Origin of the sequence: Mesorhizobium metallidurans STM 2683 (genome assembly GCF_000350085.1) — a bacterium.
Taxonomy (GTDB): Bacteria; Pseudomonadota; Alphaproteobacteria; order Rhizobiales; family Rhizobiaceae; genus Mesorhizobium; species Mesorhizobium metallidurans.
Window position 1 is genome coordinate 23,111 of the sequence record NZ_CAUM01000144.1, and the last position, 26,987, is coordinate 50,097.

Sequence of the window (26,987 nt, forward strand, 5' to 3'; positions counted from 1 at the left end):
GCGATGCCCCGGAACAAGGCCCCTCCCTCGCGTGATACCATGCCAGACAGCGACCAGGGCAGGCTTCGCCCCACGGTGATCATTCCGCCGACCGCGCGGACACGGACGCCAAAGGCCGAGGGCGGCAAAGCCGCCCAGCCTGACGCATACGCCGATCCTACCGTGGTAGCGCCCGCCGGCACCCGAGCCCGCGGCACGACTGCGGCGGAGGCTGAAGCGCCCGCGCGAACGCGGCTGGCGGCTAGGCCAACGGTAATTCCCGGCGTGGAACGCAAGCGGATCGCCGCCGAGCTTTCCGATATCAAAAAACTGTCGCCGCTAGCAAAACCTGCCGTGCTGGAACAGACGCTCCGGCTGATCCAGTCATTTGTGGTGGAAAGCGCGCGGGACAGGCAGGCGGTGCTTTGGGGTCATCGCCTCCAGCAGGACTACAGCGATCTGGTGTCACGCACGCTCGAGCTCTCGCAGGCGGATGTGCTCAAGAGGTCGACGGGCTATGTCGGCCGCATGACCGACATCCTCGGCTCGATCGACATCGAGGCCGTCTGCGGCGCCCCTTCGAGGGCGGGAGTTTTCGGCCAGTACTTCAAGAAGACGAACAGCAGGATCGATACGGCCGGCGAGCTTGACACGGCGCGCATAGAGCTCGACCAGTTGGTAAGGCTGATGGGCGAGGCACTCGAACAGCTCTTGTCATTCAAGGAGACGCTGGAGCAGCATGCGCGCCGGATCGAGGACATTGGGGACGAGGCCGAAGCCTCGGCACTCGCGGCGTCTTTCCTTTCGGATCACCTACGCGCAAGCCGGCCGCCGCTCTCGCAACGGTTCCTGGAGCGCGGCATGAGCCTGACACAGACCGTGGCGCAGATCCGTAGCGGCGCATCGATGCGCGAAGTGCAGATTGAGCAGCCGCTGCGGCTCATCGGGGCGATCCAGAATGTGGCGCTCGTCATGGTTCCCGGATTCTTGGGAAGCATCGCGGCGCTGACCACGATGCTCGACAGCAACCGCAAGCTGACGCCGACCGAAGCCGGCGAACTTGCCTATCAGCTTCGAAACATCCTGCAGCAACTCAAAGAGTGAGGACCGTTCGGCCATGACATTACAACTCAACCTCAAGAAGTCGGCGGAAACGCTGCGTCTTTCTCTCGACAAGGCGGGCGTCGCGGCGGACATCAAGGCCGAACTGATCTTCGATATGGATGTCTCCGGGTCTTTCGAGCACGAGCACGAGGAAGGCACCACAAGCAAGCTCGTCGCACGGCTGGTGCCCTACGGCATGGTGCTCGACCCCGACGGAAAGGTGGATGTCTTCAGCTTCAGCAACGGCAAGGCGCACGTCCACCATGTCGGGACTGTGACGCCGGACGATTGCGAGAACTACATCGTTCGCAACGTGATCGACAAAGTGCCTGGCTGGAAGGGCGGAACCACATACAGCTACGTACTGGAGCGCAATCTGCAGCATTTCGGCTGGCTGCCGGGCGAGGAGACGGGAGGCTTCCTTAGCCGGTTCCTTGGAATTTCCAGGGAGGCGCCGGTTTTGGAAAAGAAGCGGTCGGTCGTCATCTTCGTCACCGACGGCGAGAACGACCCGTCAGATGAAGAACGGACCATGCGCGTTCTGGAGGACTCCGAGAAGCGCGGCGACCAGGTGTATTTCCTGTTCATGGGAGCCTGCGAGCACACCGTCGAATTCAAATTCCTCGACACCATCGCGAAGCGTTTTAAGAACACCGGCGTCGTGATCGTGAGAGATCTCGACAGCTTCGTGGACCTGTCCGACGAGGAACTGAACGCGCAGCTTCTTGGATCCGAATTGCTGCAATGGCTCCGATCCTGACGGCCGGGTATCGGGCGCGTCGAGTCAGAGCCAGCTCGACTGACAAATGCGGCTCCCCGCGAAATGCGAGAAGCCGCATAGAATTCAACCTGTCAAAAGCTACTTCTTGGCCGCCCCACTCTTGTCGCGGTGGCCGTGCTGATCGAGATCGCCAGGCTTGTGGCCGGGATGATCGTGGTGTTCGCCGACGACTTCCTTTCGACCAGCCTTGTCCTCCTTCTGACCAGCCTTGTCGCGATGGCCGTGTTGGTCGAGATCGCCAGGCTTGTGGCCGGGATGATCGTGATGTTGCCCGGGTTTTTCCTGCGGCATCGTTTCCTCCTTGGTTGACGTGCTCGTCGTACCTTTAAGCAGCCCAAAGCAACGCGCGATTTCGCCCTTTGTTCCTCGCCCGGACACAAGCGGTCGAAGTCGCAGACCTTGCACGGACTGTTCGCAAGCCGACCTGTGGATTGGCCGTTGCGGCTCATCAACGGCGCGGCAACTGCTAACACAAGCACCAACATGTGGGTCAATCTCGGCCATCTGCCGGTGCGGCAAGGCCGGGCGCGACCGATCCGTCAGCCGCCTCCAGGCAGCGACTTCATCGTTCCGAGATATGTGCTGAAGACTGGAATGGCTCGCGATGGATATTGTGATGCAACCCTCTCAATAACGGACCCGGGCACGCCGTTCCAGGAAGTCGGAAAATCGGGCGAAGGAAAAGGAAAGCGCAAAGAAGATCGCGCCAACAAACAGGAACGTTTCTGCCGCTGGAGAAGGCCAGGCAGGGTCGGCCAGCGTCGCCTTACCCGAACTGATGAGATCAAACAGCCCAACCACAAGCACCAGGCTGGTGTTTTTGATCATCACGATGATTGTATTTGCCAAAGCTGGGATCGCGACCTGGATGGCTTGTGGCAAGACCACAAGTCGCTGCGTCTGCCAGAACGACAGGCCGAGAGCCTGGGCTGCCTCATTTTGCCCGGTTGGAACCGCTTGCAGTCCACCCCGTATCACCTCGGCCAAATAGGCAGAAGCAAACAGGGTCAAGGCAATCAACGCGCGGACGAACTTGTCAGGGAGAAGATAGTCCGGCAAAAACAGAGGCAACATGATCGAGGCGACGTACAGGATAGACAACAGCGGCAGCCCGCGAATTCCTTCAATGAAGGCCACTGTGACAATTCGCATGGCCGGCATCGTCGTCGAACGGCGACCAAGCGCCAACAGAATACCGGCCGGAAACGCGACTCCGATGGCGACAACAGTCAGAATCAGTGTCACTGGAAGTCCGCCCCAGGACGATGTGGGAACACTCGCCAGTCCGAATCCGCCCCCCATCAGCCACCCGACAAGCATCAGGGCTACAACCCAGAGCGCCAACAGTCTCGGTTTCCAACTCGCTGGCCGAACGGACCAGCCGAGGAGTGCTATGATCAACACACACACGAGAGCTGGACGCCAGCGTTCGTCAAAAGGGTAGATGCCTAAAAGCAACTGACCGGATTTTGCATGGATAAAACTCCAGCACGCGCCGGACGCAGCCCGGCAGGCATTGGGATCAGGGTCAAACAGGACCGCGTCCAAAACCAGCCAACGCGTCATTGGAGGCACCACGGCGAACAAGCCCGCGCCAAATATCAGGGTGAGCATTGCATTGAGCGGCGAGCCAAAGAGAAGTTTGACCGTTTCGCGGGCTCTGTTCGTCAGCGCCGCCAATGCGAATGGAGGCATCGGCTGCCCGGCAAGTTCCGCTGACAGTGGTTTCACGATCATCGCTCCTGTATCGCGATACGGCGATTGTACCAATTGGCCACCGCCGACAAGGTCAGGTTCAGCGCGAGGTAGACGCCGAGAATGATGAACAGGCCTTCGATCGCGTGGCTCGACTTGCTTATGGTGGTGTTCATGACCGCCAGGAAATCCGGATACCCTACCGCGATCGCCAGCGTCGAGTTCTTGACGACGTTGATATATTGGCTGTTAAGCGGGGGCACGACTATCCGCAACGTCTGGGGAATGATGATCAGTTGCAATATCCGGGTTTGGGATAGACCGAGTGAGCGGCCGGCGTCCCATTGACCTTTGCCGATGGCCAACACGCCGCCGCGAACGATTTCAGCAACGAACCCACTGGTGTAGATCGTCAAACCGATGAGGATCGTGCTGAATTCCGGCGTCAGCGCGATCCCGCCCCGGAAACCAAAGCCTGTAAAGACGGGCCATTCGACTTGGATCGATGCATTTGCCACCCACAGGCCGAGTGCTGCCGCGCTCATCAGCGCAAGGACCGAAAGCGATAGCGTTCGCGCAACGAATGCACGCAACAGGCGCGCGCCGATCAGCAGGCCAGCAAGCCCAAGGAGCGCCCATCCGATTGATTGCATGCTGATATTGACGGCCGGCATTACCAGGCCGCGCATCGACACATAGACGCCGGGCGCAAGATTGGCGGCCTGACCGATCGGCGGAAGAACCTTCCACCATAGGGAATAGAGAAAGATGAGTAGGACGATGGGAGGTGTGTTGCGCGCCACCTCGACCCACACCTTGCACGTCCCTGAAGCGAGCGGATTGCTGCTCAGCCGCGCGATTCCCAGGATCAGACCTATGATCGACGAAAAGACGATGACCAATGTCGAGATAAGGATTGTATTCGCTATTCCGACGACAATCGCCCAGTAGTAAGGGTCACGCGGTACATATGGCAGGACAGATTCGGAAATCACGAGCCTTGACGGCGCGGCAAGGAAGTCGAACCCTATCGGAATGCCCCGAGCCTCGAGATTGGTGATCGTCGTGGTAAAGAGAAGGGCCGTAAGCCCGACGAGGGCGAGTACCAGAACGCCTTGGATAGCAATCGCCCGAGCCTTCGCGTCGTTGAGCATCTGGCCCTCCTTACTTTATGCCCCTCGTACGGTTCCCATAATCAATCCCACGGAAGCGGGTAGTTCAAACCACCATCCTTGGCGAGGGCGTTCATACCGCGTTCAACCTTCAGGGGGCTGTTCTTGCCGAGGTTGTTGTCCCAGATTTCCGAATAGTTACCCATCTGTCTGATAACGTTGTAGACCCACTTGTCATCGAGTCCGACTGGCTTGCCGAAACCGGGCTCCTCTCCCAGGACACGTTTCACCTCATCGCTTCCCGTCTTGAGTTTCTCGTCGATGTTTTTTGAGTCAATCCCGTTGGCCTCGGCCCAAAGCAAGGCGTTGACCGTCCAGCGGACGATGTCGAATAGCTGATCGTCGCCGCGCGCGATGGCAACTCCGTTCGGCTCGACAGTACTCCCGACCCTGATGATTGCGTAGTCATCCGGGTTTTTGGCGACAGTAGCACGTTGTCCGGCAGCAGCAGTCCCATCCGTGACATAGCTGTCGCACCGCCCGCCGAAGAAGGCATCCCGAGCCTGGATCGTCGAGTCGAAGTAAACTTTCTCCATCGCTATGTTGTACTCTGCCTCGGTCTCCTGGATTGCCTTTTCGGTCAGGCTGCCGCCCCCCTGCAAGCACACGGTCCTGCCATCCAGCTGTTTTGGATCCTTGATATTGTCGGCCTTGCGAACCAGAAGTCCGTCAACATCGTAGAGAGTGAGCCATACGAAGCGAACGACCGTGTCGCGCGTGAAGGTCAAGGTCGAGGTGCGGGAGAGGATGTCTATTTCACCCGTCTGCAGCGCCGAGAACCGCTGGCCTGCGTTGAGCGGCACGAAACGGATCTTGTCCTTGCCCCCCAAAATGGCGACGGCAAAGGTGCGACAAATGTCGGAATCAAAGCCGCGGTAGTAGCCTTTCTCGTCTGGCCGCGAGAGGCCTGGCACGCCTTGACTCGCGCCACAACTAACATAACCGCGCTCCTTGATCTTGTTGACGACCGTCTGAGCGTCCGCCGGCGTTCCGAACAGGGCCGAGGCTGCGATGCCGAGGCCGACTGCCGCTGCCGATTTGAATTTCCTGAATTGCATGTCTTGTTCCCCTTTCTTGGTTTGATAGTCAGATCTCAAGCCGGATAGGCGGTTCGAAAAGTTCGGCTTTCGGTTCCAGCATCCCAAATGCCTTTTCCAGATCGAGAAGCAGATCATCGACGTGCTCAAGCCCGACGCTGATGCGGAGCAGTGGGCCCTGCTCAACCGTTCTTGTCGCTGTGCGAACCGGAGGCGGATCCATCACCACAACGATGCTTTTCGTGCCGCCCCAACTTGCCCCTATGCAAAAAAACTCCAATGCCTCGATCGCGAGCGCAAGTTGCGGGCGCGTCCAGGGTTGCAAAATCACGGAAAACAGGCCCGACGATCCGGAGAAATCGCGTTGCCAGATGGCGTGTCCAGGATGGGACGGAAGGGCCGGGTGAAGAACCTTGACGACCTCCGGGCGCCCTTCAAGCCACTTTGCAATCTTCAAGGCATTCGCTTCAACTCGATCGAGCCGAACGGAAAGGGTTTCGATACCGCGCAAGACGAGCGCGCAATCTTCCGGGGAAACGCCATAGCCAAGATAGCGCGATACATCCCGAAGGCGTCGGTAGAGCGCTTCATCACGGACGGTGACCGAGCCCATAAGCACGTCGGAATGGCCGGCGAAATACTTCGATATTGCGCTTATAGAGAAGTCTGTGTCTCTCTCGAGAGGCTTGAACCGGAGCGGAGTGGCCCATGTATTGTCGACCGCTACGAGCGTACCGTTTGCCTGTGCGGCCCCTGCAATTGCCGCCATGTCCTGGATTTCCATCGTTGCCGAACCAGGAGATTCGACCAGAACCAGCTTGACGCGCTCGTTGAGCAGCGGGGCAATGCGGCCGCCGATCAACGGGTCATAGTAGCTGGCTTGAATTCCGAGAAATGACAGGAAGTTATCCGACAGCGTCCTTACAGGGTCATACACGCTGTCCGGTATCAGCACTTGATCGCCAGCTTTCGCCACAGCAAGAATTGTCAGCACGATTGCGGCAAGACCTGACGGAACGACCAGAGTCTTGGTCCCATTTTCAAGTGAAGCGATCCGGGCTTCGAGAGCCCTTGACGTCGGGGTGCCGTATAGCCCGTAGGAATAGCCATCGTAGAAATTCTCACGGCGGCGTTGATAGGCTTCCACTGTCGGAAACACGACCGTGGACCCGCGGTAAACCGGAAAGGACAGGCTTTGAAAGCCCGATGCCGCAATGGCATCGTCTGTTCCTAGGCATCTTGTATCGTCGTGCATCCCGGAAAACTCTCGTCTCATTCGAAGAGTAGACTTGCGACAATCACATCACAAATGCATAGTGATCATCGAATTATTCATTTCTGTTATAATGGTTTTGCATGAATCTCGCCCTGATCGAGATATTCAGCGCCGTCATGAAGACGGGCTCGACCACGAGGGCTGCGGCCTTGTTGGGAATCTCGCAGCCTGGGGTCAGTCGAGGCTTGAGAAGGCTTGAGGACACGACCAAACTCAAATTGTTCGAACGGTCTGGCCCGCGGCTCAACGCAACGCCGGAAGCTCTCCTTCTTTATCGCGAGGTTCAGGCAGCCCACGCTGGACTTGATCGATTGCGGCAGGCAGCCGCGCGTATTCGCGAAGTGGGAACAGGTTCGCTCAAGGTGGCGAGTTCAGCCGCTTTGGGCTTGAGCTTCATGCCGCGCGTAATCGCGAAGTATCTCAAGCGCCGTCCTGATGTACCGATAACGTTTGAGATCGCCAGTTCGCTAGCCGTACGCGATTTGGTGACAAGTGGTTTGTTCGACTTCGGGCTTTGTGCGAATGAGATCGATATAACCAATCTGGTCGCCGAACCCTTCATTGAAAGTTACGGCGTGTGCGTGTTTCGCCAAGATCATGCTCTGGCGGGAAAACGCTTCGTCGGCCCACACGATCTACAACAGGAACGCCTGATTTGTCTCGCGCCCGAGGATACCGCTCGCAAACAGCTCGACCGTCATCTGGTTGCCGCAGATGTCTCACCGCGTATGATCGTGGAAACGCAGTTCTCTGCCACTGTTTGCCAGCTTGCGATCGAAGGAGCCGGTGTAGGTGTTGCCAACGTCCTCAGCTATGTCTCGGAGGGCTATGAAAAAGCTGGACTTGTTGCCCGCCCGTTAATTCCCACCGTCAAATTCATCACCTTGCAGATCCTGCCACCACAAAGAGCGAGATCCAGACTCGTGGACGAATTTTCTGCCGATCTGGTTCAAGAACGCGATAAACTTGTGGAAGAATGCAGAAAATATGACCCGAATAGACATTTGTAGTGATCGGGATCAGCTTTAACCTACAATATTGTTCGGCTACCGTCCGCTTTGCGACTTTGAGAATGCCCTGATCTGGCAAAGTAGAGGGTGCTTGCCGCCCTCTCCAGATTGCATCGCGATGTGCCACGATGGTGGTATTTTCTACGCCAGTACGCCCAGCGGGGAGCGGAAGTAAAAATAGTGATGCGCCCTGGCAGCCAGGGCCAGCTACTCCTGGACCGTCGATGGCGGCGTGAAGAATTTCGACATGCATGGCGAGGGTGGCGGCCAGTCGATCAGGTACGAGAAGGGACGCGGCGTGCCGGGAAGCCAAGGCACGCTGGAAGCTGCTTCGAAGGCAATCACGGCTGGTTTTGGCGCAATCGCGGTGCCCAGGACATTACCGTGGTTCTTCGCACGAGCGGCGATTATTTTGCTCGTTACTTCCTTGAAGAAGTCTACATATCCAAGGACTGCTCGTTGAATTTCCTGCAGCCGCCAGTGGCGGCTCGATGTCGCCCCCTCGCGTCGGGCGACCGTCCGCCCTGACCTCCCCCCGGACCCTCCATCTCCTACCGGCACCACGTCTGACTAGGCTCAGCATTTCCGCGGAGCCTGGTCAGAATCCCTCTCGCGAAAGGTCCGCGAGGTCCACGTCCGACAGCCCATCGATCCCGAGAGCAGGAAGAATATCATTGTCTGCCTTGAGATCGCGGCCATAAGCAGCCGACAATATTGAAATTCCAGACTGGTGGAGTGTTGCCGGATTCCCGGTGGTCTTCCCCAATAGTACGGTCGGCAGCAGTCCGAACGGAACATCCTCGAGTATATAGCGGCTTTCGATGGTTGTCGGACCAAAGCCGCCTCGGCCTTGGCGGTCCATCTCCTGGTTCATCTCCGAAACGGTTCCCATCGGAACATGGAACGACAATGAAAAATGCTCTTTGACGGTGCGAACGGCGATGCCAAAATGGGCAGCGATGGCCAACCGTTCGGCATCCAGAGCCTCGATAAAGCGGCCAACGGCAGGGGTGACGTTGCCCCCCTGGCTCCATCGCTCGGCCTTTTCCATGCGTGTCAGATTAAGAAGCGCAATTCCCAGATGGTTTTGCGGATTGAGGTTGCTGAGCGCGATCGCAAGCATACCGTCGCGCTTGACGAAACGATCGCCGAACAAGGCCTTGCAAAGCCCGTACCCTTCTTCCTGGGATCTGAAAGGCACCGTTGCAACATCAAGCCTCTGGCGAACGGTGGTAACGTGGATTTCCGTTGGTCCCTGCTGGCGGCCGGTCAAGAGCGTTGTGCCCCAAACGACGATCGGCAACCTGACCTTGCGCTCCGCCAACAGCTTGGAGAGATATAGCGCCGCGAACGAACTATGCGAGCTGATGATGACCGGGATGCCATCGATCAGATGAGGGGCGGCGGCATCCATTACCATCTTGTGGCCGTAAGCCGGAAGCGCAATCACCACCACGTCCGCATTGGCGACGGCATCTTTACAATCCTTGGCAATGCGCACCGGCACCGTCGCCTCGATATCACCCGTCGCTTTTAACAATTCGCCAGTAGCCAAAGCCCTGGTGCGCTGTCCCGACGGTGACCAAAGCGTTGGCGAATGTCCCGATTCTGCCAAATAGGTGGCAAGGCCATAAGCAATTGCTCCGGCGCCCAGAATACTCACGCGCATGACATTCCTCCTGTTGCAGGCTTTAGGGTCGAGGACATTGCCGTCGTCAGCTCCCATTTTTCAAAGGTTCCGCAAGTGGGAGCCGCGCCTGTCGTCATCGGCCGCTTCCGGTCGGACCCCGGCTGTGAAGCCGGCAAACGCACAAAGCCGTAACGAATATTCGTTTCCGCTTGACATATATCAAAAACGAATGAGACGATGTCAATCATACGGATTGCGCATGTAGGGTGAGAATGGAAACCCGGGACCTTCAGACCTTTCTTGCGGTTGCTGCCAGCGGCAGCATCACCAAGGCTGCTGACATGCTCGGGCGTTCCCAACCTGCCGTGACACGCACCGTTCAGGAGCTCGAGGCGGAGCTTGGCTTCGAATTGCTGCACCGGGTCGGCCGACGGGTGCAGTTGTCAGAAGAGGGTGTCGCCTTCGAGGAGGAAGCGCGGCGACTGCTGATGTCCTTCACCGAACTCGCGGCGCGCGCCAAGATGATCGCCGCCGGCCGGGGGCGGATCCTGCAGATTGTCACGACCTCTGCGATCGGCACCGGCTTGATCCCGACGGCCATGGCTGAGCTCAACGGTGTCGAGCTTCCCCACGAGACGCATCTCGGGCAGTTTCTTCCCTCGATCGTTGCCCAGGAAGTGCGCAGCGGACGTGCCGAGATCGGGTTTTCAAGCCTGCCGCTCGACACGCCCGGTCTGGATGTCCTGCGGTTCTATTCGGCGCCTGATGTTGCCGCCGTGCGGGAGGACGATCCGCTGGCTGAACTTGATGTCATACCGCTTTCCGCTTTTGCCGGTCGCCGCGTCGCCACCTTGCTCAACCCGTTGCGCTTTCAGCTGCATGTCTCCAGGGCACTGGCGGCCAGGGGCATCGACACAGGCCCAGTCATCCGGACCAATACCGCATACGGCGCTTTGCAGATCGTGCGCCGGACTGGTGCTGCTGCTGTCATTGATCCCCTCACGGCCTATGGCGTGGCCCTGCCTGGGGTCGTCATTCGCCCGATCGACGTAACCGTTCTCTTTTATTGGGGCGTTGTGGCTGCCGAAAAACGTCCCCTTCGTCCAGTCGCGCAGGCGTTGATGGATGCGGTCGAAGCGGTGGCTGAGCGGTCGATCGTCGGTTTCAAGAAACTCGATCCGGCTTTAGCTGGCCAATTGGTGACCGATCCTGCATCGGGCACAAATCACGGAACGGGAATATGAAGCATACCCCCACCGCGCCAATGTCGACAGGTCTTGCTGCGTTGGAAGCACAGCTTGCGCAGGATCTCGACTTTCTTGAGCTGCCCGCCAAGTCCTGGGTCCCCGAGCGCTTTCATGACGGTGCCCCGGTCCGCGACGTCGTGGTCATTGGCGCCGGCATGTGCGGACTTGCTGCCACGGCAAAGCTGGTGCTGACCGGGATCACCAATGTCGTCGCCTATGACGTGGCTCCGGCCGGGCTCGAGGGACCATGGGTAACGTTTGCCCGAATGCAGACGCTCAGGTCGCCGAAGACCCTGCACGGTCCGTCCCTCGGCCTGCCGCAGTTGACGTTCCGTGCCTGGTTCACGGCACAGTGGGGCGTTGAGGCCTGGCGGGCGCTGGACAAAATCCCGAGGGGCCAGTGGATGGATTACCTGGTCTGGTACCGCAAGGTCCTGGCGCTGCCGGTGCGCAACAGCGTGCGCATGACAGGTCTCGCGCCTGTTGGTGATCTGATTGCGATCGATATCGAGGGCGCGGAAACGGGCCGGGTTCTCGCCCGTCATCTCGTTCTGGCCACAGGTCGGTCCGGTCTGGGCGGATTTGCCCTGCCCGATTTCCTCAAGGGCATCGATCGCGCTTATTGGGCCCATTCTGCCGACGAGATCGATTTCGACGCGCTGAAAGGTAAGCGTGTGGCGGTCATCGGCGCCGGTGCCTCTTCCATGGACAATGCCGCAACGGCCCTCGAGGCGGGCGCCGGCTCGGTAGACATGTTGATCCGGCGCAAGGAAATGCCACGCATCAACAAGCTGACCGGCATAGGCAGCCAGGGTGTCGTCCTTGGCATGCATCACGTCCCCGATGCTTGGAAGTGGAAATTCTTCGACTACACCGCCTCAACCCAAACGCCGCCTCCGCGTTCGTCGACGCTTCGCGTGTCTCGCCATCCCAATGCTCGGTTCTTTCTTGACTGCGGCATAGTCGCGGTAAGGGAAGATACGGGAAGCCTGCTGGTCGAAACCACGCAGGGACCGATGCGCTACGATTTCCTGATCGCTGCAACCGGCTTTTCAAATGACTTCAACAGCCGTTCGGAATTTGCTGCGATCGCCCCGCATATCCGCACCTGGTCGGATGGTCGATACACGCCGGATATGGGGCTTTTGCGTGCAGGTATGTCGGACGCCCCTGATCTCGGTCCTGCCTTCGAGTTTCGCGAACGCGTCCCCGGTTCCTGCCCGATGCTGGCGCATATCCACTGCTTCAACGATGCCGCAATGCTGACCCACGGCAAGGTCTCCGGCGATATCCCGGCCGTCAGTGCCGGTGCCGACCGTCTTGTCCGCGGCATTGCCGCATCGCTTTTTGCTGAAGATGTCGAAACCCACTTTGCCAATCTGATCGCCTACGACACCCCCGAACTTCTGGGCGACGAATGGGTCGATTCAACCCCCTTGCTTCAGAAGGAGGCCGCGTTGTGATCGACGCTATGGACAAGGCCGCGGGTATTTCACCGGACGATGCCCTTTTCAGTACGAGGCGGTTTCGGCCGGAATTCGTGCAGGGGGCGGAGGAATGTCGCCTCTCCGTACTGAAGCCGGCAAACGATCAGGGGCTGGCGCCGAATTTGCGCGTTGCTCTTGCCCGTCGCATGGCCGCCCTGAATGCCGATGCGGCCCTGTTGGACGAGTATGACACGCAGTTGGCTCAGCTTGACCCGACAGAGCAGCTTCGGGCCTTGGCTCACGGCGAAACGGATCTGGAAGAACCGTTGGCGACTATCGCCCGGCATGTCGACCTGGTCACGCTGACGCCGAATAAGGCTGAGGCGAGCCACATAGCCCTGCTCACACAGGCCGGATTGAACAGTCCCCAGATCGTCGCGCTCTCCGAACTGATTGCCTTCGTCAATTTCCAGACGCGGGTCGCGACCGGCTTGCGATTGATGAGGTCGGCATGATTTCCTCGGTGCGCCTGAAGCCGCTAACTTGGCACCCCTACATCGCACCGGTCGAGCTATCCGAGGCCACGCCGGAACAGCTCGAAGCGATGAAGGTCACGCCCTCCGCCAAGAAAGTTTCGGAGTATGTGCGCACCCTTGTACATGATCCCGAGAGCTATCTCGCTCGCACGGTCTTGTTCAACGCGATCATGTACGTCGAAGGCGGGCTTGCCCGTTCCGATCGCGAGCTTGGCGCACTGGGTGCCTCTATGGTCAATGGCTGCAAATTCTGCGCCGTTGTTCATGCCCGCCGGCACGCGGAGCTGACCAGGAGCGATGATGTGGTCACCGCACTTTATCTCGACCGACCCGAAGCGCTCGGGCCACGCGATGCGGCGATCTACAGCTTTGCCCGTCGCCTGTCGGCGGCCCCGTCGGAAGCAACGGCGGACGATATCGCCGCGCTTCGCGCCGTCGGCATGGATGACGCCGAGATCATCGACCTGATCCACGCCATATCGATCTTCGGCTGGGCAAACCGGCTGATGCACATTCTCGGCCATGCGGAGACCGGGAAATGAAGTTGCATATCGTCACCGCACCCGGGCCGGGTGTCTCTAATAAGAGCCAGCCGAACTGGTGGCTCATAACAATAAAAGGGAACCAAAATGCGCATGAATTATCGGCTGCTCTGCAATCTTCCAACTTCTCTGGCTGCTTGTCCCTCTTCTAAGAAATAAAGGACACCAATCAGAAATGCTCGAACTCAAAGATATAAGGCTGTCCTACGGAAGCACTCAGGTCCTGAACGGCGTCAATCTTTCGGTGAAACGCGGCGATGTGGCGTCGATCATCGGCCCTAGCGGTACGGGTAAAACCACGCTGCTGAAGTGCATCAACTACCTGGCCAAACCGTCATCCGGGACCATAGCATTCGATCAGATCCAGATGGATTACCAGCATGCCGACAAAACCGCGATCCAGGCGATCCGGTTGCGCACAGCAATGGTCTTCCAGCAATTCAACGTCTTCAAGAACATGACGGTCATTCAGAACGTGATGGATCCGCTTGTTGTGGTGCAGCGCAAATCCAGGGAAGAGGCGCGAGAAATCGCGCTTAGAGAGCTCGAGCGGGTCGGCCTCTCCTCGAAGCAGGACAGCTATCCATCCCAGCTGTCGGGTGGCCAACTCCAGCGCACCGGCATCGCACGTGCGCTGGCGGTTAGGCCGGATGTGATGCTCTTCGACGAGCCGACATCATCGTTGGATCCTGAACTGGTTGGCGAAGTCCTGAAGGTTATCAAGGACGTCACGTCGTCCGGGATCACTTCACTCCTGGTGACCCATGAGATGCAATTTGCAAAGAGCATCTCCAACCGGATCATCTTCATGGATCGGGGCGTCGTTGCCGCCGATGGCAGCCCAACTGAGATCTTCGATTCACCATCCAGCCTACGGCTCGCCCAATTCCTCAATTCCGAACACTCACTCCAATAAGAAGGGAACCTAAGAAATGTCTGCAATCAAATTCAGTTCTTCCCGTCGTTATGCCCTGGCCGTGGCTGGCGGCATCGCAATCGCCCTTGCAACCGCGGGGATCAGTTACGGTGAGACGGCCCGGACGATCAAGATCGCGACATCGGCAGAATCCAAGCCGCTGGCTTGGGGTGCGATCGGCGTCGAACCACAAGGCTATGAACCCGATCTCCTCAAGGCGATCAATGCAAAGCTGCCGCAGTACAAGTTCGAAATGGAAGGTGTCTCGGATATCGCGCAGGAAACCGGCCTTGCCACCGGCAAGTACGATATGGCGTGCGGTGGCTATTACAAATCGCCCGAGCGCGCCAAGCAATTCATCATTCCGGAAAACCCAATGGGCGCCAGTCTGATGAAAATCTATAGCAAAAAAGGCAGCGGGATCAAGGAAATGAAAGATCTGGTCGGCAAGAGGATTGTTCCGACCACGGCCGGCGGCGGAACATACAAGTTCATTATGAATTGGCAAAAAGAAAATCCACAATACAAGCTTGAAGTCACGGCTTCGAGTGCCGGTATTCCGTACCCGAATCGCCTTGACGAAGTTCAGAACGGTAAGTTCGATGCGCTGGTCCTGCCGTCCAATCTGGGTGAGCAGACCGTCATTGACAACAAGAAACTCGATATCGTGGCGTCCGATCCTGTTTATAGCAACAATACGTACATGCTGATTCACCGATCGGAGGAAAATAAGGTTCTGGCCGACGACGTTAACAGGGTACTCAAAGAACTAAAGGACGACGGCACGATCGACAAGCTCTCGCAGAAGTGGTTCGGCGAGGACATCGTGAAGTACATGAAGTAAGGGCCGTCCTCAGCCGTATTGGGGTAGTCAGCGGCAAGGCTGAATTGCAAGAAGGAGTGTTTCAAAGTGGATGTTTCTGCTATGATACCCGAGTTGCTCTCGGCGTTGCCGCTGACGCTCGCCATCACGTTTACGGCCATCATTGCGGGGTTCTGCCTGGCTCTCCTTGCGACAACTCTCCGGGTTCGCAGGGTGCCGGTGATCAGCCATCTGGCGGACCTCTACGTGTCCTATGCCCGCAGTGTTCCTGTCGTCCTCCAGCTGTTCGTTGCGTTCTACGGGCTTCCCTTGTTGGTGGTCCTGTTTGGCTCCGAAGATTTTTTCTCGCCGACGATCGCTGCGATGGTGGCACTGAGCTTTTACCACGGCGGGTATCTCTCGGAAGTCATGCGACCTGCATACCTGGCCGTTGATCGCGGCCAGCATGATGCGGCCGACAGCCTGGGATATACCTTCCGCCAGAAAATCGCTCGCGTCGTCGGCCCGCAAGCAGTGCACTTCGCATTGCCGGGCTATGGAAACTCCATCATCTACCTGATCCATAACGTTGCGTTGGTCATGTATATCGGGGCGGCGGACGTCATGGCGACTGCGCATTTGATCATGCAGCGCGACTATAATCAGTACCAGTTCGAAACCTACCTCGTTCTGGCTGTCATCTATGCTTTGATGTGCCTGATCGCCTGGCTCATCGTGCGCTTTTTCGAGCTTCGCTCCCCGATGCAAGCACCAGAGGCAACGACAAAAGCTCAGATCAAGAACGCGCTCATCGCAAGCGCCTGACTCAACCAGGGTATTCGACCATGTTTGATACCGATATCTTGCTCCAGGACTCGCGGGAAATTCTGGGCGCCGTACCCGTAACGCTTGCCATGGCGTTCACGACCTTCGTCCTGTCGACGATAGTCGGCAGCCTTTTTGCGCTCGTCGAATATAGGCGGATCCCGGTGCTGCGAGAGCTTGTCTTCGCCTATAAGGTCGTCTTCAAGGGCGTTCCGATGGTGATCGTGATTTTCCTCGCCTATTTCGGTCTCCCCCCGGCACTCCAGTTCCTGCTTTCATCGGCCGGAATCAACTTCAACGCCCACGAAACGCCCAACTGGGTTATCCTTGTTCTTGCAGTGACCGGCTGTGTCGCCGCGTTCCAGGCGGAGATCATCAAAGGCGCTCTCAACGCCTTTGACATTGGTCAGTCGGACGCGGCCTATTCGCTAGGCTATACAAGCGGCCAGCTGTTCCGACGGGTGCTGTTTCCTCAGGTGGCCCTCACAGCAATTCCCGACCTGACAACATCCATGATGGTTATCATGAAGGCGCTTTCTCTCGGATTCGCCATCGAGGTTGTCGATATCTTCGCGCAGTCCCAACTGACCGCCGCGCTGAACTTCTACTACCTCGAAGCCTTCGTAATTGCGGTCGTGATCTACATGGTGATTGCCTATATCGTCACACAGATCGCCGACCGGCTGGAGCAAGCGCTTAGGGTACGGACCTGAGGAAACAACCTCAACTTAACCCGATGGAGAAGTTTCGGGCGTTTCAGATCCGGAGCGAGGTTGTGGCGGGCGGCAGCAGGTGGATTGGACGCCTGATAAATCGACGTTCCAGCGTGCCTGTAAAATTTGTAAACAGCGCCGAGCCGGACGCTGCGTTGTTCCAAGTTGTTCATCGCTCTCAGTTGTATCTCCATCAACTCACCGATGGGTCTGCCAGAAGCTTGACAGAGATCGCCAACTTGAACGCGACCACCGTCTCGGAGGTAAGCAGGCTCGCCGCGTGAGCGGAGCATTGCCCGCCGCCAGGTATTCGAGGTCATCGAGGCCAACGCAGCGCAAGCATGCTGGTCCGCCATCTTCCATCAGCAGCAGATCGCCGGAGCCGCCGCACCGGTGGCCGGTCCACTCTCTGTTCAAGGGCTGGACCACCACCAACTCCGGGGCGCGGCTCAATTTCTCCGCCAGCCGTTCGCGCTTTCCCGCGGAAGTCTCATCCGCTACCCAGTGGGTCCGGTACAACCCCTCGATCGTAGGGTCTCCGCTCCGACTGAAGCGCAGTGTCCGGCGTCGCGGCGTGCGCGTGACATTCTGCGTCAGGCTTGCTGACAATCCTCGTTCGGTCGCCCAGGAGCGGAACAGCTTCATGGCTTCCGATATCCGCGGCGGGTTGGTCTGCACGACACGACCGAGGCAATCGACCTGACCTCGCCGCCAGCGTTCCACCGCTCCGGCGTCAAGCCACCCGATCCCGACGAGCACGTCTATGGAACTCACATAGCCCCTTGCGGCAAGTGCTGCCTCCGCAGCCTTGACGACTCGACTGGCAAGTGGAGTCCGATTCCTCCGGTTCATCGCCCTATGGCCAGGCTGGCTGTTATAGGCGTGGATGAGCCGTCATCCGCCCAGTGCCGATACATGTTTCAGATCATGCTGGCGCTGTTTCACGCGCCGCTGGTAACTGGCCTGGTTCTTGACGGCGACCAACGTGTGCGGGCTGCCGCGCCTTTCAGTTGAGAGGTCAAGGTCGCATGCGGCATTTCGGACGCTCTCCTCGACGTGCGTCCGCCTATTCTGGACGGCCTTCATGCGCCACTGCTCTTGATGGGCGTCGACCAGGAATGCGCCCAGCGCGCGGCAATCGTCGCACGCGCATTTGAGCGGGTTGATGCGAGCCCAGTCTCGCGGAGCCTCCAGCGGCAGGGCGACGCGTCTGCGCAAATGGTCGAGAGCGGCCTCACGCAGCCGGCCGACGGCCGGCCACGCCACGCTCTCTGCCCGCTTGGTGAAGGCCAATGCCGCCGGTACCAGCACAGCGTCCAGCGCATAGGTCCTGGGCCAGGCCAGCAAGTGCTCGATCGCGCGTGCGCCTAGCCCGGCATCGATGTTGCTCGTCGCCGTCAGGAGATCGACGACGAAGCCTGGTTGCACGGACGCAGGTCGCGCCCAGGGGTCGAGCTTCACGCGTCTGGCCGGGTCGCCTGGCAAGACGTCGATCAAGGCCGCGCCAACCCGCGCGACGTCGCAGACGGAGTCGGTCGGGGCCGCAAGGCAATGCAGCAGCAAGTCGCCGCAGGCACCGAGATGGGCCGCGGCGTTGCGCCTGACGATCGCGACCAGCAGGTCCGTGACCCGCAGTCGCGGAAGGACCGTGGCGGCGCGCACGATCGCCTCGTTGTCGGACGCCGCGTAATGGCCGTTCGCCGATAGCTCCGCAAGAAACTCGTCGATCCGCGCCGCATTCCTCAGCCGGACCTGCAAGTCGAGCATCCGACCGGCATCGGTATCGCCCTCCCTGCGCCATGTCTCACGCGACCAGGAGCGCAGCACGTATCCCGAAAGCTCATCGGCCTCCCGCCACAACTGCGACTTGACAGCGGTGTCGCCAGTCTCCCAGCGTCTTGCCAGCTCTTCGAGATACGGCAGCGTTGCCCCGAGGCCCGCCTGATTCAGCACCGCGAGCCGCCGCGCGCGCGGCCACAGCACAAGACCGGCGCGGCGATAGGTACGGTCGAAAGAGGCGCCCTCGTTACCGGTCGCCTCGTAGAAATGCTGTTCGTCGGGCGTCAGATCCTCGAACGCGTCGGGCGGACAGAGCTCCTCCTCATCGAATGGAAAATCCTGAAACCCGACCTCGCCGCCATCCGGACGCCGCCACGCGGACAGGATCAGCGAACGGTCGAAAACCTCCGCAACTTCGAATTCTTCGTCGCCCTCGTCGCCTCGATGCCAGCGCCTGCGGCCATAGCGGCCGGTGTGCTCGGCGCTGCCGCTCTCCTCGATCGACACCAGGGCAAGATGGAGATCGCAATCCGCCTCGGCCGCCGCCTTGATCAATACCGACGCCACGCCCGCATCGGCGCCCTTGAGGACATCGAACGACAGCTCCGCCGGGGTGTAGGCATGCTCCAGGGGCACGATCAGCTTGTCGGGCTCGTCCTCGGCGTCCGTCCAGCGCCGCAGCAGCTCCGCGACCTGCGCCTCGACCGCACGGTGATCAGGCGCCTTCAACGGGGTCCTTTTGCCGAGGAAGCGCAAATTATAGACGAGGATCAGGCGATGTCCGGTGATGACCGGGCGCACTTCATGAACGCAGTCGGCATAGAAGGCGGCGTATCCGATTTCCGATGGATCTTCGGGATGCAAATCGAACGTAACTTCTCGACCCAGGTGGCGCACGGCCAGTTCGCCGCCGCGATGGGCCGAAGGCAACACGATCACCAGGGTCGCGAACATGCCGGGGGTCTTTTCGGTGTCCCGGTGATTGAGGAAGAAACTGCCGGCGTCATAGACGAGAAGCTTGTAGAAGTCCGTCGCGACCGGCTCTTCCACGCCGAGGCCGCTGGCTGCGTCCTTGACGAGCTCGGCCAGCGTCGTCTCCCAATGGCGCCCGCTGATCCGGGTCCTGCCCGAGTCGATCTGCCAGGTTCTGCGCACATCGCGATCGAGCACCGTCTCCTCGCCGCGTCCATGCGGTGCCGCCTCGGCCATGGCGACCAGCTGCTCAGCCTGAGCCGCCGGAAGCGGGAAGGCGATTCTGCCCACGCCCTCCACATCGATCGCCGGCAAGAAGATTTCCCGCAGACCGCCGACGCAGAAGTCACCGGGGCGCTCGACCGAGCGCAGGCAATCAAGCAGGGCGGCGGCAATCGACGACATGAGCACTCCGGGCGGCTGGAGATGGAAGCAATATTTTGGAAAACCTGACCCTAAACCCGGCGCGTCGGCCTCTCAAGAATTTTGTACAGCAAGACACCGCATACTTGTCGCCGAAGCATGAGCCGACGACAAGGATACGGATCAGCAGCTCCGGGTCGATCCAGGGGGTACGAGTTCAAATTGTGGTGCCAAATCAAGCCAGAAAATATACCAAAATCGATAAATCAGCCAATGGTGGGCCCGGAGGATATCCAAAAGGCATTTGATTTCATTGTCTCTTTCGCGGGCCGAAATCAGAGGGTTTCCCGTATTGTCTCGTATCGTTCCGCCAACACGTACGCTTGAAATTGGCCACACCAAGGCCTGCTAGGACTAGGCGCCAATTCCGAACATTGCTGTTGCCCAAGACGCGGACGCCAACGGGCGGCATTCGCCCCCTATCGATGCGTTGTTGAATACTGGCGCCCGTGCTGGTGATTGTAACGTCAATCCGCCAAGCGATTGGTTTTGCGCCACTCCTCGTATTCGCCTCGGGCATCGTCGTGCAGCGGATAGTAGCGCTGCAGCGGAGCACCCTGCATTAGCTTCTCTCGCGAAAACTCCTCCCAATCGTGGTGCTTCTGTGATTCTTCGATCACCTTCGCGGCCATTGCGACGGGAAGCACCACCACCCCGTCGTCGTCGGCGACGATGATGTCGCCGGGAATCACCGTGACACCACCGCAGGCAATCGGAACGTTGACGGCGTTCGGATAGATGCTGGTCTGCACATGATAATTTGGCGTCCAGCCGCGCAGCCATAGGGGCAGGTCGAGCTTTTCAACATTGGGCCGGTCGCGCATGCACCCGTCGATGACGATGCCCGCGCCGCCTCTACCCTTGAAATACGTAGACATCATATCACCGAAGACGCCCGAGCTCATGTCGCCGCGCGCGTCAACCACGACCACATCGCCTTCCTGCGCGTGATAGAGCACGTGCCGGTGCAGTTGCGTTTCCGGATCGGCATATTCTCCCTCGCTGAACACGTCCGGCCGCTGCGGCAAGAACTGCAGCGTCAGCGCCGGCCCGACGATCGACTTCCCATGGTTCTGCGCCACCGGACCGACCATATGCGGATTGCGGAAGCCCATGTGGCCAAGTGTGCCGGCAACCGTGGCGGCGCCGATCTCCCTTAGCGCTTCGATCAGGTCTTTGGGCGGCCGCGTGATGTCGGGGGTATGCGTCATTGTCGGACTCCGTTGAAGGGAACTACCAGTTCGTGACAGAACCGTCACGGCGCTTCAGGTGAGGCGCCTCCCAGAAACGCAAGCTCTCCGCCTGGATCGCAGCTTCGTTGACCTCGACGCCGAGCCCCGGCAGATCGCCGACCGGATAATCGGGACCGTCGAGCCGTGGTTGCACGGGGAAGAAGTCGGAATTGTCGAAGCCCAGCTTTGTTTCGGGCTCCCTGGTCTCAAGCCACGCGAAGTTGGGTACCGCGCAGGCGAGATGCACGGTCGCGGCCGTGCACACTGGACCAAGGGGATTGTGCGGCATCAGATCCACATAGTGCGCCTCGCTCCAGCCAGCGACTTTCATCGCCTCGGTGAGCCCGCCGACATTGCAAACATCGAGCCGGTTGAACTGATGGATGCCGCGCTCGATGTAGGGCAGGAACTGCCACTTGCTGGCAAATTCCTCGCCGATGGCAAAGGGGATGTCGGTCATCGTACGCAGGGATTCATAGGCCTCCGGTGTCTCGTCGCGTATCGGCTCCTCGAGGAAATCAAGCACGCCGGGGCCGAGCTTGTTACAGAAGCTCGCCGCCTCTGCCACCGACAGTCGGTGATGATAGTCGATGCCGAGGACGGCGTCGGCGCCCAGCGCCTCGCGCGCTCTGTTCAGCATACGCGCGGTAACGCCGATCGACTCGCGGGGCTCGAAAATGTCCCTGCTGTTTTGCCCGACGGGGAAGAAGCGGACCGCCTGCCATCCCTGTGCGCGTAGTTCGCGGGCTCGTTCGATGGCGGCATCGCCCTCGGCCTCGTCACCGGTCGAGGCAAAGGTGGGGATGCGGTCGCGCTGCTTGCCGCCCAGCAATTCGTAGACCGGCACCCCCAACGCCTTGCCCTTGATGTCGTGAAGAGCGATGTCGATGGCGGAAATCGCCGCCTGAAGAACTCGCCCGCCTTCGAAGTACTGGCTGCGATAAACCTCCTGCCAGATCCGTCCGATCTGCATGGGGTTACGGCCGATGAGAAACTCGCGATAATGTTCGACCGCGCCGGCCACGGCCCTCTCGCGACCGCTCAAGCCGCTCTCGCCCCAGCCGAAGATGCCCTGGTCGGTCTCGACCTTGACGAGCATCTGGTTGCGCGTTCCCACCCACACAGGATAGGGCTTGATCGCAGTTATCTTAAGCTTCGTAGTCATCCACGCCCACATTCCATGCGCATCCGCCCTGTGTTAGTCGGCCTTGAGGGCCATTTCAGTTTCGCCGTCGAACACATGTATCCGCTCCTGGTCGAACTCGAGCCAGATCTGCTCGTCAGGTGCGACGGCGATGTTGGGGGGCACGCTGATGTTGACGATGACGCCGGACAGTAACGCCTGCACGAAGGTGACGTCTCCGGTCGGCTCCACCGTGTAGGCCTTGGCCGGGACGCTGCCTGGCACCGCACTCTTGTGGAGCTTGATCGTCGAGTGACGAGCGCCGAGCACGACTTTCTTGGTCGTTGCCCTCGCGGCCTTCTGGGCGTTGCGCGGCGAGAGCTCAAGGCTCCAGCCCTCCGCGCCGGTCAACACAGTGTTGCCGTTTGCCGTCGATGCCTCCAGCGGGATAAGGCTCATCGCCGGACTGCCGATGAAGCTGGCGACGAACATGTTCACCGGATGGGCAAAAACCTGCGCAGGGGAATCGTATTGCTGCAGGTAGCCACCATTCATCACCGCCATCTTGTCGGCCATGGTCACGGCTTCGAGCTGATCGTGCGTCACATAGATGATCGTCGCCTTGAGGTCCTGATGGAAGCGCTTGATCTCCGACCGCATCTGCACGCGCAGTTTGGCGTCGAGGTTAGAGAGCGGCTCGTCCATGAGGAATACAGCGGGGTCGCGGACAAGCGCACGGCCGAGGGCCACACGCTGCTGCTGCCCGCCCGAAAGTTCGCGCGGCTTGCGCTCGAGCAGATGCGTCATGTCGAGCACTCGCGCCGCTTCCTTGACCTTCCTGTCGATCTCGTCCCTGGGCAGTTTGCGCATCTGCAGCGGGAACGCCAGGTTCTTGTAGACCGATTTCTGCGGGTAGAGCGCGTAGTTCTGGAACACCATTGCGATGTCCCGGTCCTTGGGGTCGAGGCCGTTGACCACCCGGTCTCCGATGACGATATCGCCCGATGTGATCGGGATCAGTCCCGCGACGAGATTGAGCGTGGTTGTCTTGCCGCAGCCTGAAGGGCCGACGAGTGCTACGAACTCGCCGTCATTGACCGTCAGCGAAACGTCGTTAACCGCTTTGAAGCTGCCATAGGTCTTGACGAGATCTTTGAGGACCACGTGGGCCATCGGCAACTCCCTAGTGCTTGACCGCGCCTTCTGTCAGGGCGCGTACGAAGTATCGTTGCAGGACGAGGAACAGCACCACGACGGGCACGCTCATCATAAAGCTGGCCGCCATCAGACCCGGAAAGTCCGTCGTGTTTTCCGAGAAGAAGCGCTGGATGCCGACCGGCAGGGTCAACTGGTCGTTCTTGGAGAGGAAGGTGTAGGCGTAGATGTACTCGTTCCACGCGCCGATGAAGGAATAGATCGCGGTGGCGATGATCCCCGGCGTCGAAAGCGGCATCACGATCAGAATGAAGGCCTGGAACCGCGTTGCTCCATCGATGCGCGCCGCCTGCTCGAGCTGCACCGGGATGTTGTCGTAGAAGCCCTTGAGCAGCCAGATCGCCAGCGGCAGCCCGAAGGTGAGATAGGTGAGAACCAGCGAACCATGCGTGTTTACCAGGCCGATCGCGCGCATCAGGATGAAGAGCGGCACGAGAAAGATCACCGCCGGGAACATGTTGCGCAGCAGCACGGCGAAGAACAGGAAGTTCCGGCCGGGGAAACTGAAGCGCGAAAACGCGTAAGCCGCAGGGACAGCCACGATCACCGAAAGGATCGTCGTGACGGTCGACACGAAAAGGCTGTTCCAGAAGAAGCGGAGGAAGTCCTGGCCGACGCTGTTCTGCGGATCGAGCAGCTTCTGATAGCTGGCGAGAGTAGGCTCGTCCGGCCACCATTGCGGTGGGAATTGCGTCGCCGCGAACCCGGACTTGATCGAGGTGATCAGCATCCAGATCATCGGCAACGCGGTGTAAAGCAGCATGAACAGGAGGAAGCAGCGTCCGGCCCATTGCCAGCCGTCGACGCGCCTGCGGCGACGGGTCCGGCCTCGAGAGGCTGTCTCGGCAATCGCGCTCATGCGCTCCCCTCTTTCCGCTCGTTGCCGCTTAGTGCGCGGACGTAGAAGTAGCCAAGCGTCATCAGGATGAGGAACAGGAGCACCGAATAGGCCGATGCGACGCCCCAGCGCTGCCGGCCGAAGGCGAGTTCATAAATGTGCGTGATCCAGATATGCGATGCGTTCGACGGCCCGCCGCCGGTCATGATCCACGGGATGATGAAGGAATTGAAGTTGGCCACCGCGAGCAGCAGGATGGTCACCGTCGAGACGTTGCGCAAGTGCGGGAACGTGACGTGCCAGAAGCGCTGCCATGCATTGGCCCCGTCGACTTCTGCTGCGCGCAGCAGCTGCTCGGGGACTGTCTGCAGGCCGGCCATCATCATGATCATGGCGAACGGAAATTCGCGCCAGATGTTGACGACGATCAGGGAGGGCAGCACCGTGCTGACGTTGTCGATGAAATTCGGCGGCCGGTCGGTCAATCCGAGGCCGACCAGCACCGCGCCGATGATCCCGAAGTCCGAATGGTAGATCCACTTCCAGATATAGGAGGCGGCGACCGCGCTGATGACCCAGGGAATGATCAGGATAGCACGCAAGACACCACGGCCGATAAAGTCGCAGTGGAGCGCCAGCGCTGTGGCAAACCCCAGGACAAAGGAGATGAGAGTGGACCCCAGGGTCCAGATCAGAGTGTTCCAGGTGACTTTCCAGAACACCTGACTGGTGAGGATGGCCGTGTAGTTGTCAAAGCCGATGAAGCTCTTGTCGCGGAGCTGCAGGCCAGGCGGCGTCTTGAAGAACGACAGCTCGACCGTGTAGTAGATCGGATAGGCGATGACGATGAGCATCACGACGATCGCAGGCAGCACATACGCGTAGTCGGCGCGATGCTCCCAGATCTTTCGCAGCGCGCCGGACCAACCGGGTTGCAATCTTCGGCGAGCCTCGGCCTTGCCGGTCACGATCGTCACTGTGGCGTGCCCTTATTCTTCGGAACGAACCGGCCGCGCTAACGGCGCAGCCGGTCAAGATCGCAGGTCAGGCTTGGACTAGAGTCCGCCCATCAGGTCTTTCACCTTCTGGGCCGCGTCGTCCGCTGCCTGGTCGACGGTCATCGCTCCGGTCAGGGCATTCTGCAGCATGTCCGGGACAATGATGTTCATGATCTCGGGGGACTGCGGCAGCGCGGGGAACGGGATGCCGTATGGCAGCATTGAGGTCGTGACATCGAGGAACTTGATGTTGTCCAGACGTTCCTTCATCCATTTGGTCTTGAAGCCGTTAAGGTTGCCCGGGTTCGAGCCGGCGTACGCCATCTTCAGCGACCATTCAGGGCTCGTCCACATGCAGATGATAGCCTTTGCAGCCGGCTCGTCCACCTTGCCGCCCTCGACATATTCGGGCTTCAGGATGTGGATGTTCGAGCCGCCGAACACGACTGCGCGCTTGCCGTCGGGGCCAGTCGGAATGAGGCCGTAGCGCATGTTGTCGATGACGGTCTGCGCCTTGTCCTTGTCGGCGCCCGTAGCCTTCGCCTGCAGGTCGAGCATGACGTTGTAGTCGGACGGGTGCGAGATCATCATGCCGAGCTGGCCGGCGACGAACAGGGGCTGGTTATCGGCCTGCTGGTTGGTGAGCGCCGAAACCGGAACCGACTTGTCGCGAACATACATGTCGTACGAGGCTTGCAGCGCAGCCTTGCTCTGCGGGCTATCGAGCTCGACCTGCTCATAGGTCGGGTTCGCCGTCGCTTCGTCGAAGACGCCGCCGCCATAGGCCCACAACTGCGGCATGAAGCGGTACGGCGTATTGCCGGCATTCTTGCGAGCCACGAGGCCGTAGCCGGCAATGCCGAGCTTGTCGTGGATCTGTTTGGAATACTTGATGACGTCGTCCCAGGTTGCCGGGGCCTTGTCCGGATCGAGCCCCGCGCGCTTGAAGATGTCGGCGTTCCAGATGAACGCCATCGTCTCGTTGTTGGTCGGAATACCGTAGGTCACTCCGTCCCAGGTGACTGCCTTCATGGCGCCGGGCCAGAAATCCTCGGTCGAATACCCCACATCCTCGGGCTTGAGCGGCTGCAGATAGCCCTTTGAGGCGAACTCGGTACCACCGAGGATTTGCAGCCGGACCGCCATCGGCGCGGCATTGCCCAACAGCGCCGTGCGGAACTTGTCGAGGAGGTCATTATAGGTGAGGGCCTGGTCCTCGAGTTGGATGTTCGGATAGGTCTTGCGGAAGGTCTCAAAGAAATCCTTGTAGTACTGGCGCAGGAGGTCGGGGTCGCCCTCGAACACGCCCTGATACCAGAAAGTCAGTCGCCCCTTGTAGTCGAGCGGGGTGACCTTGGCGCAATCGGCCGCCGTGTCGAAATCCTGTGTGCCCGCGATGGAGCGCACGTATTCCGGCGACCACTTGCTCAGGTCGACCGGTGCCGCACCCAGCGCCGATGTGGACATCAGCGATGCCATCAAAACAGGGACGACAGTGCCGCGCAGGACCGCACTGCCGAGTTTAATCCTCGTCATAGGTATCCTCCTGGTTCTCCCATGCCGCTCTGCGCCGAGGCAAAGCGATCCTTGTTAGTTCGACCGCGGGATGCGCCTTCTAGTCTATGTACCCCTTCGATCATTTAGTACGTTTTCAGATCGTGAATTGCCTGTCAACGCACTAGATCGTACATTGTTTGTGAAATCCGTGTGTGATA

The 26,987-nt window shown here is 59.6% G+C and carries 25 protein-coding genes; 13 read left to right on the forward strand and 12 right to left on the reverse strand.

The features are described 5' to 3' along the window. The first annotated feature begins 75 nt into the window (after nt 1–75). The 3 genes from MESS2_RS24750 (at nt 76) to MESS2_RS24760 (ending at nt 2,173) form a co-directional block, all read left to right on the forward strand. A complete protein-coding gene (locus tag MESS2_RS24750; protein ID WP_244440084.1) occupies nt 76–1,083 on the forward strand; it encodes a hypothetical protein in 1,008 nt (335 codons plus the stop codon). Between the two features lie 13 nt (nt 1,084–1,096). Further along, nucleotides 1,097–1,843, forward strand: coding sequence for a VWA domain-containing protein (locus tag MESS2_RS24755; RefSeq protein ID WP_008877284.1), 747 nt, complete (start codon nt 1,097–1,099; stop codon nt 1,841–1,843). A gap of 135 nt (nt 1,844–1,978) precedes the next feature. Then, entirely contained in the window at nt 1,979–2,173 is a 195-nt protein-coding gene (locus MESS2_RS24760) for a hypothetical protein (RefSeq protein WP_244440085.1), read from the forward strand. A gap of 318 nt (nt 2,174–2,491) precedes the next feature. Here the strand turns inward: MESS2_RS24760 and MESS2_RS24765 are convergent, their stop codons facing one another. The 4 genes from MESS2_RS24765 to metC are packed head-to-tail and all read right to left on the reverse strand — an operon-like array spanning nt 2,492 to nt 7,023. Beyond that, complete coding sequence (locus MESS2_RS24765) at nt 2,492–3,601, reverse strand: amino acid ABC transporter permease (protein WP_008877286.1); 1,110 nt, start codon at nt 3,599–3,601, stop codon at nt 2,492–2,494. After that, nucleotides 3,598–4,713: an amino acid ABC transporter permease gene (locus tag MESS2_RS24770; protein ID WP_008877287.1), complete on the reverse strand. Its 1,116-nt coding sequence runs from the start codon at nt 4,711–4,713 to the stop codon at nt 3,598–3,600. The genes MESS2_RS24765 and MESS2_RS24770 overlap by 4 nt, the downstream gene beginning before the upstream one ends. A gap of 41 nt (nt 4,714–4,754) precedes the next feature. Beyond that, on the reverse strand, nt 4,755–5,789 hold the full coding sequence (locus MESS2_RS24775; protein WP_008877288.1) for a transporter substrate-binding domain-containing protein: 1,035 nt from the start codon (nt 5,787–5,789) through the stop codon (nt 4,755–4,757). 28 nt (nt 5,790–5,817) lie between these two features. Further along, nucleotides 5,818–7,023 (reverse strand): cystathionine beta-lyase, encoded by a 1,206-nt coding sequence (gene metC / locus MESS2_RS24780; protein WP_008877289.1) that lies wholly within the window; start codon nt 7,021–7,023, stop codon nt 5,818–5,820. A gap of 101 nt (nt 7,024–7,124) precedes the next feature. On the opposite strand from metC, the gene MESS2_RS24785 reads away from it, so the two are divergent. Together MESS2_RS24785 and MESS2_RS31485 are read left to right on the forward strand one after the other, a co-directional pair. After that, the gene (locus MESS2_RS24785) at nt 7,125–8,054 is read left to right on the forward strand and encodes a LysR substrate-binding domain-containing protein (RefSeq protein ID WP_008877290.1); all 930 of its coding nucleotides are present in this window, start codon (nt 7,125–7,127) and stop codon (nt 8,052–8,054) included. 232 nt (nt 8,055–8,286) lie between these two features. Next, complete coding sequence (locus tag MESS2_RS31485) at nt 8,287–8,517, forward strand: hypothetical protein (RefSeq protein ID WP_008877291.1); 231 nt, start codon at nt 8,287–8,289, stop codon at nt 8,515–8,517. 135 nt (nt 8,518–8,652) lie between these two features. Here MESS2_RS31485 and MESS2_RS24790 read toward each other — a convergent pair whose 3' ends face one another. Further along, nucleotides 8,653–9,723, reverse strand: coding sequence for an NAD/NADP octopine/nopaline dehydrogenase family protein (locus tag MESS2_RS24790; RefSeq protein ID WP_008877292.1), 1,071 nt, complete (start codon nt 9,721–9,723; stop codon nt 8,653–8,655). Between the two features lie 233 nt (nt 9,724–9,956). Here MESS2_RS24790 and MESS2_RS24795 point away from each other — a divergent pair, with 233 nt between their 5' ends. From MESS2_RS24795 to MESS2_RS24830, 8 genes are all read left to right on the forward strand, one after another. Continuing rightward, entirely contained in the window at nt 9,957–10,928 is a 972-nt protein-coding gene (locus tag MESS2_RS24795; RefSeq protein WP_008877293.1) for a LysR family transcriptional regulator, read from the forward strand. Next, the gene (locus tag MESS2_RS24800) at nt 10,925–12,394 is read left to right on the forward strand and encodes an NAD(P)-binding domain-containing protein (protein ID WP_008877294.1); all 1,470 of its coding nucleotides are present in this window, start codon (nt 10,925–10,927) and stop codon (nt 12,392–12,394) included. Before MESS2_RS24795 ends, MESS2_RS24800 begins: the two co-directional genes overlap by 4 nt. Further along, nucleotides 12,391–12,873: a CMD domain-containing protein gene (locus MESS2_RS24805; protein ID WP_040593953.1), complete on the forward strand. Its 483-nt coding sequence runs from the start codon at nt 12,391–12,393 to the stop codon at nt 12,871–12,873. Before MESS2_RS24800 ends, MESS2_RS24805 begins: the two co-directional genes overlap by 4 nt. After that, on the forward strand, nt 12,870–13,436 hold the full coding sequence (locus MESS2_RS24810; protein ID WP_008877296.1) for a peroxidase-related enzyme: 567 nt from the start codon (nt 12,870–12,872) through the stop codon (nt 13,434–13,436). The genes MESS2_RS24805 and MESS2_RS24810 overlap by 4 nt, the downstream gene beginning before the upstream one ends. A gap of 175 nt (nt 13,437–13,611) precedes the next feature. Then, the gene (locus MESS2_RS24815; protein ID WP_008877297.1) at nt 13,612–14,352 is read left to right on the forward strand and encodes an amino acid ABC transporter ATP-binding protein; all 741 of its coding nucleotides are present in this window, start codon (nt 13,612–13,614) and stop codon (nt 14,350–14,352) included. Between the two features lie 16 nt (nt 14,353–14,368). Further along, nucleotides 14,369–15,196: a transporter substrate-binding domain-containing protein gene (locus MESS2_RS24820; protein WP_008877298.1), complete on the forward strand. Its 828-nt coding sequence runs from the start codon at nt 14,369–14,371 to the stop codon at nt 15,194–15,196. A gap of 66 nt (nt 15,197–15,262) precedes the next feature. Continuing rightward, entirely contained in the window at nt 15,263–15,979 is a 717-nt protein-coding gene (locus MESS2_RS24825; protein ID WP_008877299.1) for an amino acid ABC transporter permease, read from the forward strand. A gap of 20 nt (nt 15,980–15,999) precedes the next feature. Continuing rightward, on the forward strand, nt 16,000–16,692 hold the full coding sequence (locus tag MESS2_RS24830; RefSeq protein WP_008877300.1) for an amino acid ABC transporter permease: 693 nt from the start codon (nt 16,000–16,002) through the stop codon (nt 16,690–16,692). A gap of 894 nt (nt 16,693–17,586) precedes the next feature. Here the strand turns inward: MESS2_RS24830 and MESS2_RS24840 are convergent. The 7 genes from MESS2_RS24840 to MESS2_RS24870 all read right to left on the reverse strand — a co-directional run bounded on the left by MESS2_RS24840 (nt 17,587) and on the right by MESS2_RS24870 (nt 26,808). Then, entirely contained in the window at nt 17,587–19,848 is a 2,262-nt protein-coding gene (locus MESS2_RS24840; RefSeq protein WP_008877302.1) for a 2OG-Fe(II) oxygenase, read from the reverse strand. 485 nt (nt 19,849–20,333) lie between these two features. Further along, nucleotides 20,334–21,077 carry a ribonuclease activity regulator RraA gene (locus MESS2_RS24845; RefSeq protein ID WP_008877303.1) on the reverse strand — a complete coding sequence of 248 codons (744 nt, stop codon included), beginning with the start codon at nt 21,075–21,077 and terminating at the stop codon, nt 20,334–20,336. 22 nt (nt 21,078–21,099) lie between these two features. Next, nucleotides 21,100–22,263: a mandelate racemase/muconate lactonizing enzyme family protein gene (locus MESS2_RS24850; RefSeq protein ID WP_040593958.1), complete on the reverse strand. Its 1,164-nt coding sequence runs from the start codon at nt 22,261–22,263 to the stop codon at nt 21,100–21,102. Nucleotides 22,264–22,296: 33 nt separating this feature from the next. Further along, nucleotides 22,297–23,394 carry an ABC transporter ATP-binding protein gene (locus MESS2_RS24855; protein WP_008877305.1) on the reverse strand — a complete coding sequence of 366 codons (1,098 nt, stop codon included), beginning with the start codon at nt 23,392–23,394 and terminating at the stop codon, nt 22,297–22,299. Nucleotides 23,395–23,404: 10 nt separating this feature from the next. Beyond that, nucleotides 23,405–24,295, reverse strand: a complete 891-nt coding sequence (locus MESS2_RS24860) for a carbohydrate ABC transporter permease (RefSeq protein WP_008877306.1) — start codon at nt 24,293–24,295, stop codon at nt 23,405–23,407. Then, the gene (locus tag MESS2_RS24865; RefSeq protein WP_008877307.1) at nt 24,292–25,251 is read right to left on the reverse strand and encodes a carbohydrate ABC transporter permease; all 960 of its coding nucleotides are present in this window, start codon (nt 25,249–25,251) and stop codon (nt 24,292–24,294) included. Before MESS2_RS24865 ends, MESS2_RS24860 begins: the two co-directional genes overlap by 4 nt. A 78-nt stretch (nt 25,252–25,329) precedes the next feature. Beyond that, nucleotides 25,330–26,808 (reverse strand): ABC transporter substrate-binding protein, encoded by a 1,479-nt coding sequence (locus MESS2_RS24870; protein WP_008877308.1) that lies wholly within the window; start codon nt 26,806–26,808, stop codon nt 25,330–25,332. Nucleotides 26,809–26,987 lie beyond the last annotated feature (179 nt).

What these genes read in the sequence shown, in the direction of transcription:
- MESS2_RS24755 (WP_008877284.1), top strand. Translation starts at nt 1,097, where the DNA reads ATGACATTACAACTCAACCTCAAGAAGTCGGCGGAAACGCTGCGTCTT.
- MESS2_RS24765 (WP_008877286.1), bottom strand. Translation starts at nt 3,601, where the DNA reads ATGATCGTGAAACCACTGTCAGCGGAACTTGCCGGGCAGCCGATGCCT.
- MESS2_RS24770 (WP_008877287.1), bottom strand. Translation starts at nt 4,713, where the DNA reads ATGCTCAACGACGCGAAGGCTCGGGCGATTGCTATCCAAGGCGTTCTG.
- MESS2_RS24775 (WP_008877288.1), bottom strand. Translation starts at nt 5,789, where the DNA reads ATGCAATTCAGGAAATTCAAATCGGCAGCGGCAGTCGGCCTCGGCATC.
- metC (WP_008877289.1), bottom strand. Translation starts at nt 7,023, where the DNA reads ATGCACGACGATACAAGATGCCTAGGAACAGACGATGCCATTGCGGCA.
- MESS2_RS24785 (WP_008877290.1), top strand. Translation starts at nt 7,125, where the DNA reads ATGAATCTCGCCCTGATCGAGATATTCAGCGCCGTCATGAAGACGGGC.
- MESS2_RS24790 (WP_008877292.1), bottom strand. Translation starts at nt 9,723, where the DNA reads ATGCGCGTGAGTATTCTGGGCGCCGGAGCAATTGCTTATGGCCTTGCC.
- MESS2_RS24795 (WP_008877293.1), top strand. Translation starts at nt 9,957, where the DNA reads ATGGAAACCCGGGACCTTCAGACCTTTCTTGCGGTTGCTGCCAGCGGC.
- MESS2_RS24800 (WP_008877294.1), top strand. Translation starts at nt 10,925, where the DNA reads ATGAAGCATACCCCCACCGCGCCAATGTCGACAGGTCTTGCTGCGTTG.
- MESS2_RS24810 (WP_008877296.1), top strand. Translation starts at nt 12,870, where the DNA reads ATGATTTCCTCGGTGCGCCTGAAGCCGCTAACTTGGCACCCCTACATC.
- MESS2_RS24815 (WP_008877297.1), top strand. Translation starts at nt 13,612, where the DNA reads ATGCTCGAACTCAAAGATATAAGGCTGTCCTACGGAAGCACTCAGGTC.
- MESS2_RS24820 (WP_008877298.1), top strand. Translation starts at nt 14,369, where the DNA reads ATGTCTGCAATCAAATTCAGTTCTTCCCGTCGTTATGCCCTGGCCGTG.
- MESS2_RS24830 (WP_008877300.1), top strand. Translation starts at nt 16,000, where the DNA reads ATGTTTGATACCGATATCTTGCTCCAGGACTCGCGGGAAATTCTGGGC.
- MESS2_RS24840 (WP_008877302.1), bottom strand. Translation starts at nt 19,848, where the DNA reads ATGTCGTCGATTGCCGCCGCCCTGCTTGATTGCCTGCGCTCGGTCGAG.
- MESS2_RS24845 (WP_008877303.1), bottom strand. Translation starts at nt 21,077, where the DNA reads ATGACGCATACCCCCGACATCACGCGGCCGCCCAAAGACCTGATCGAA.
- MESS2_RS24850 (WP_040593958.1), bottom strand. Translation starts at nt 22,263, where the DNA reads ATGACTACGAAGCTTAAGATAACTGCGATCAAGCCCTATCCTGTGTGG.
- MESS2_RS24855 (WP_008877305.1), bottom strand. Translation starts at nt 23,394, where the DNA reads ATGGCCCACGTGGTCCTCAAAGATCTCGTCAAGACCTATGGCAGCTTC.
- MESS2_RS24860 (WP_008877306.1), bottom strand. Translation starts at nt 24,295, where the DNA reads ATGAGCGCGATTGCCGAGACAGCCTCTCGAGGCCGGACCCGTCGCCGC.
- MESS2_RS24870 (WP_008877308.1), bottom strand. Translation starts at nt 26,808, where the DNA reads ATGACGAGGATTAAACTCGGCAGTGCGGTCCTGCGCGGCACTGTCGTC.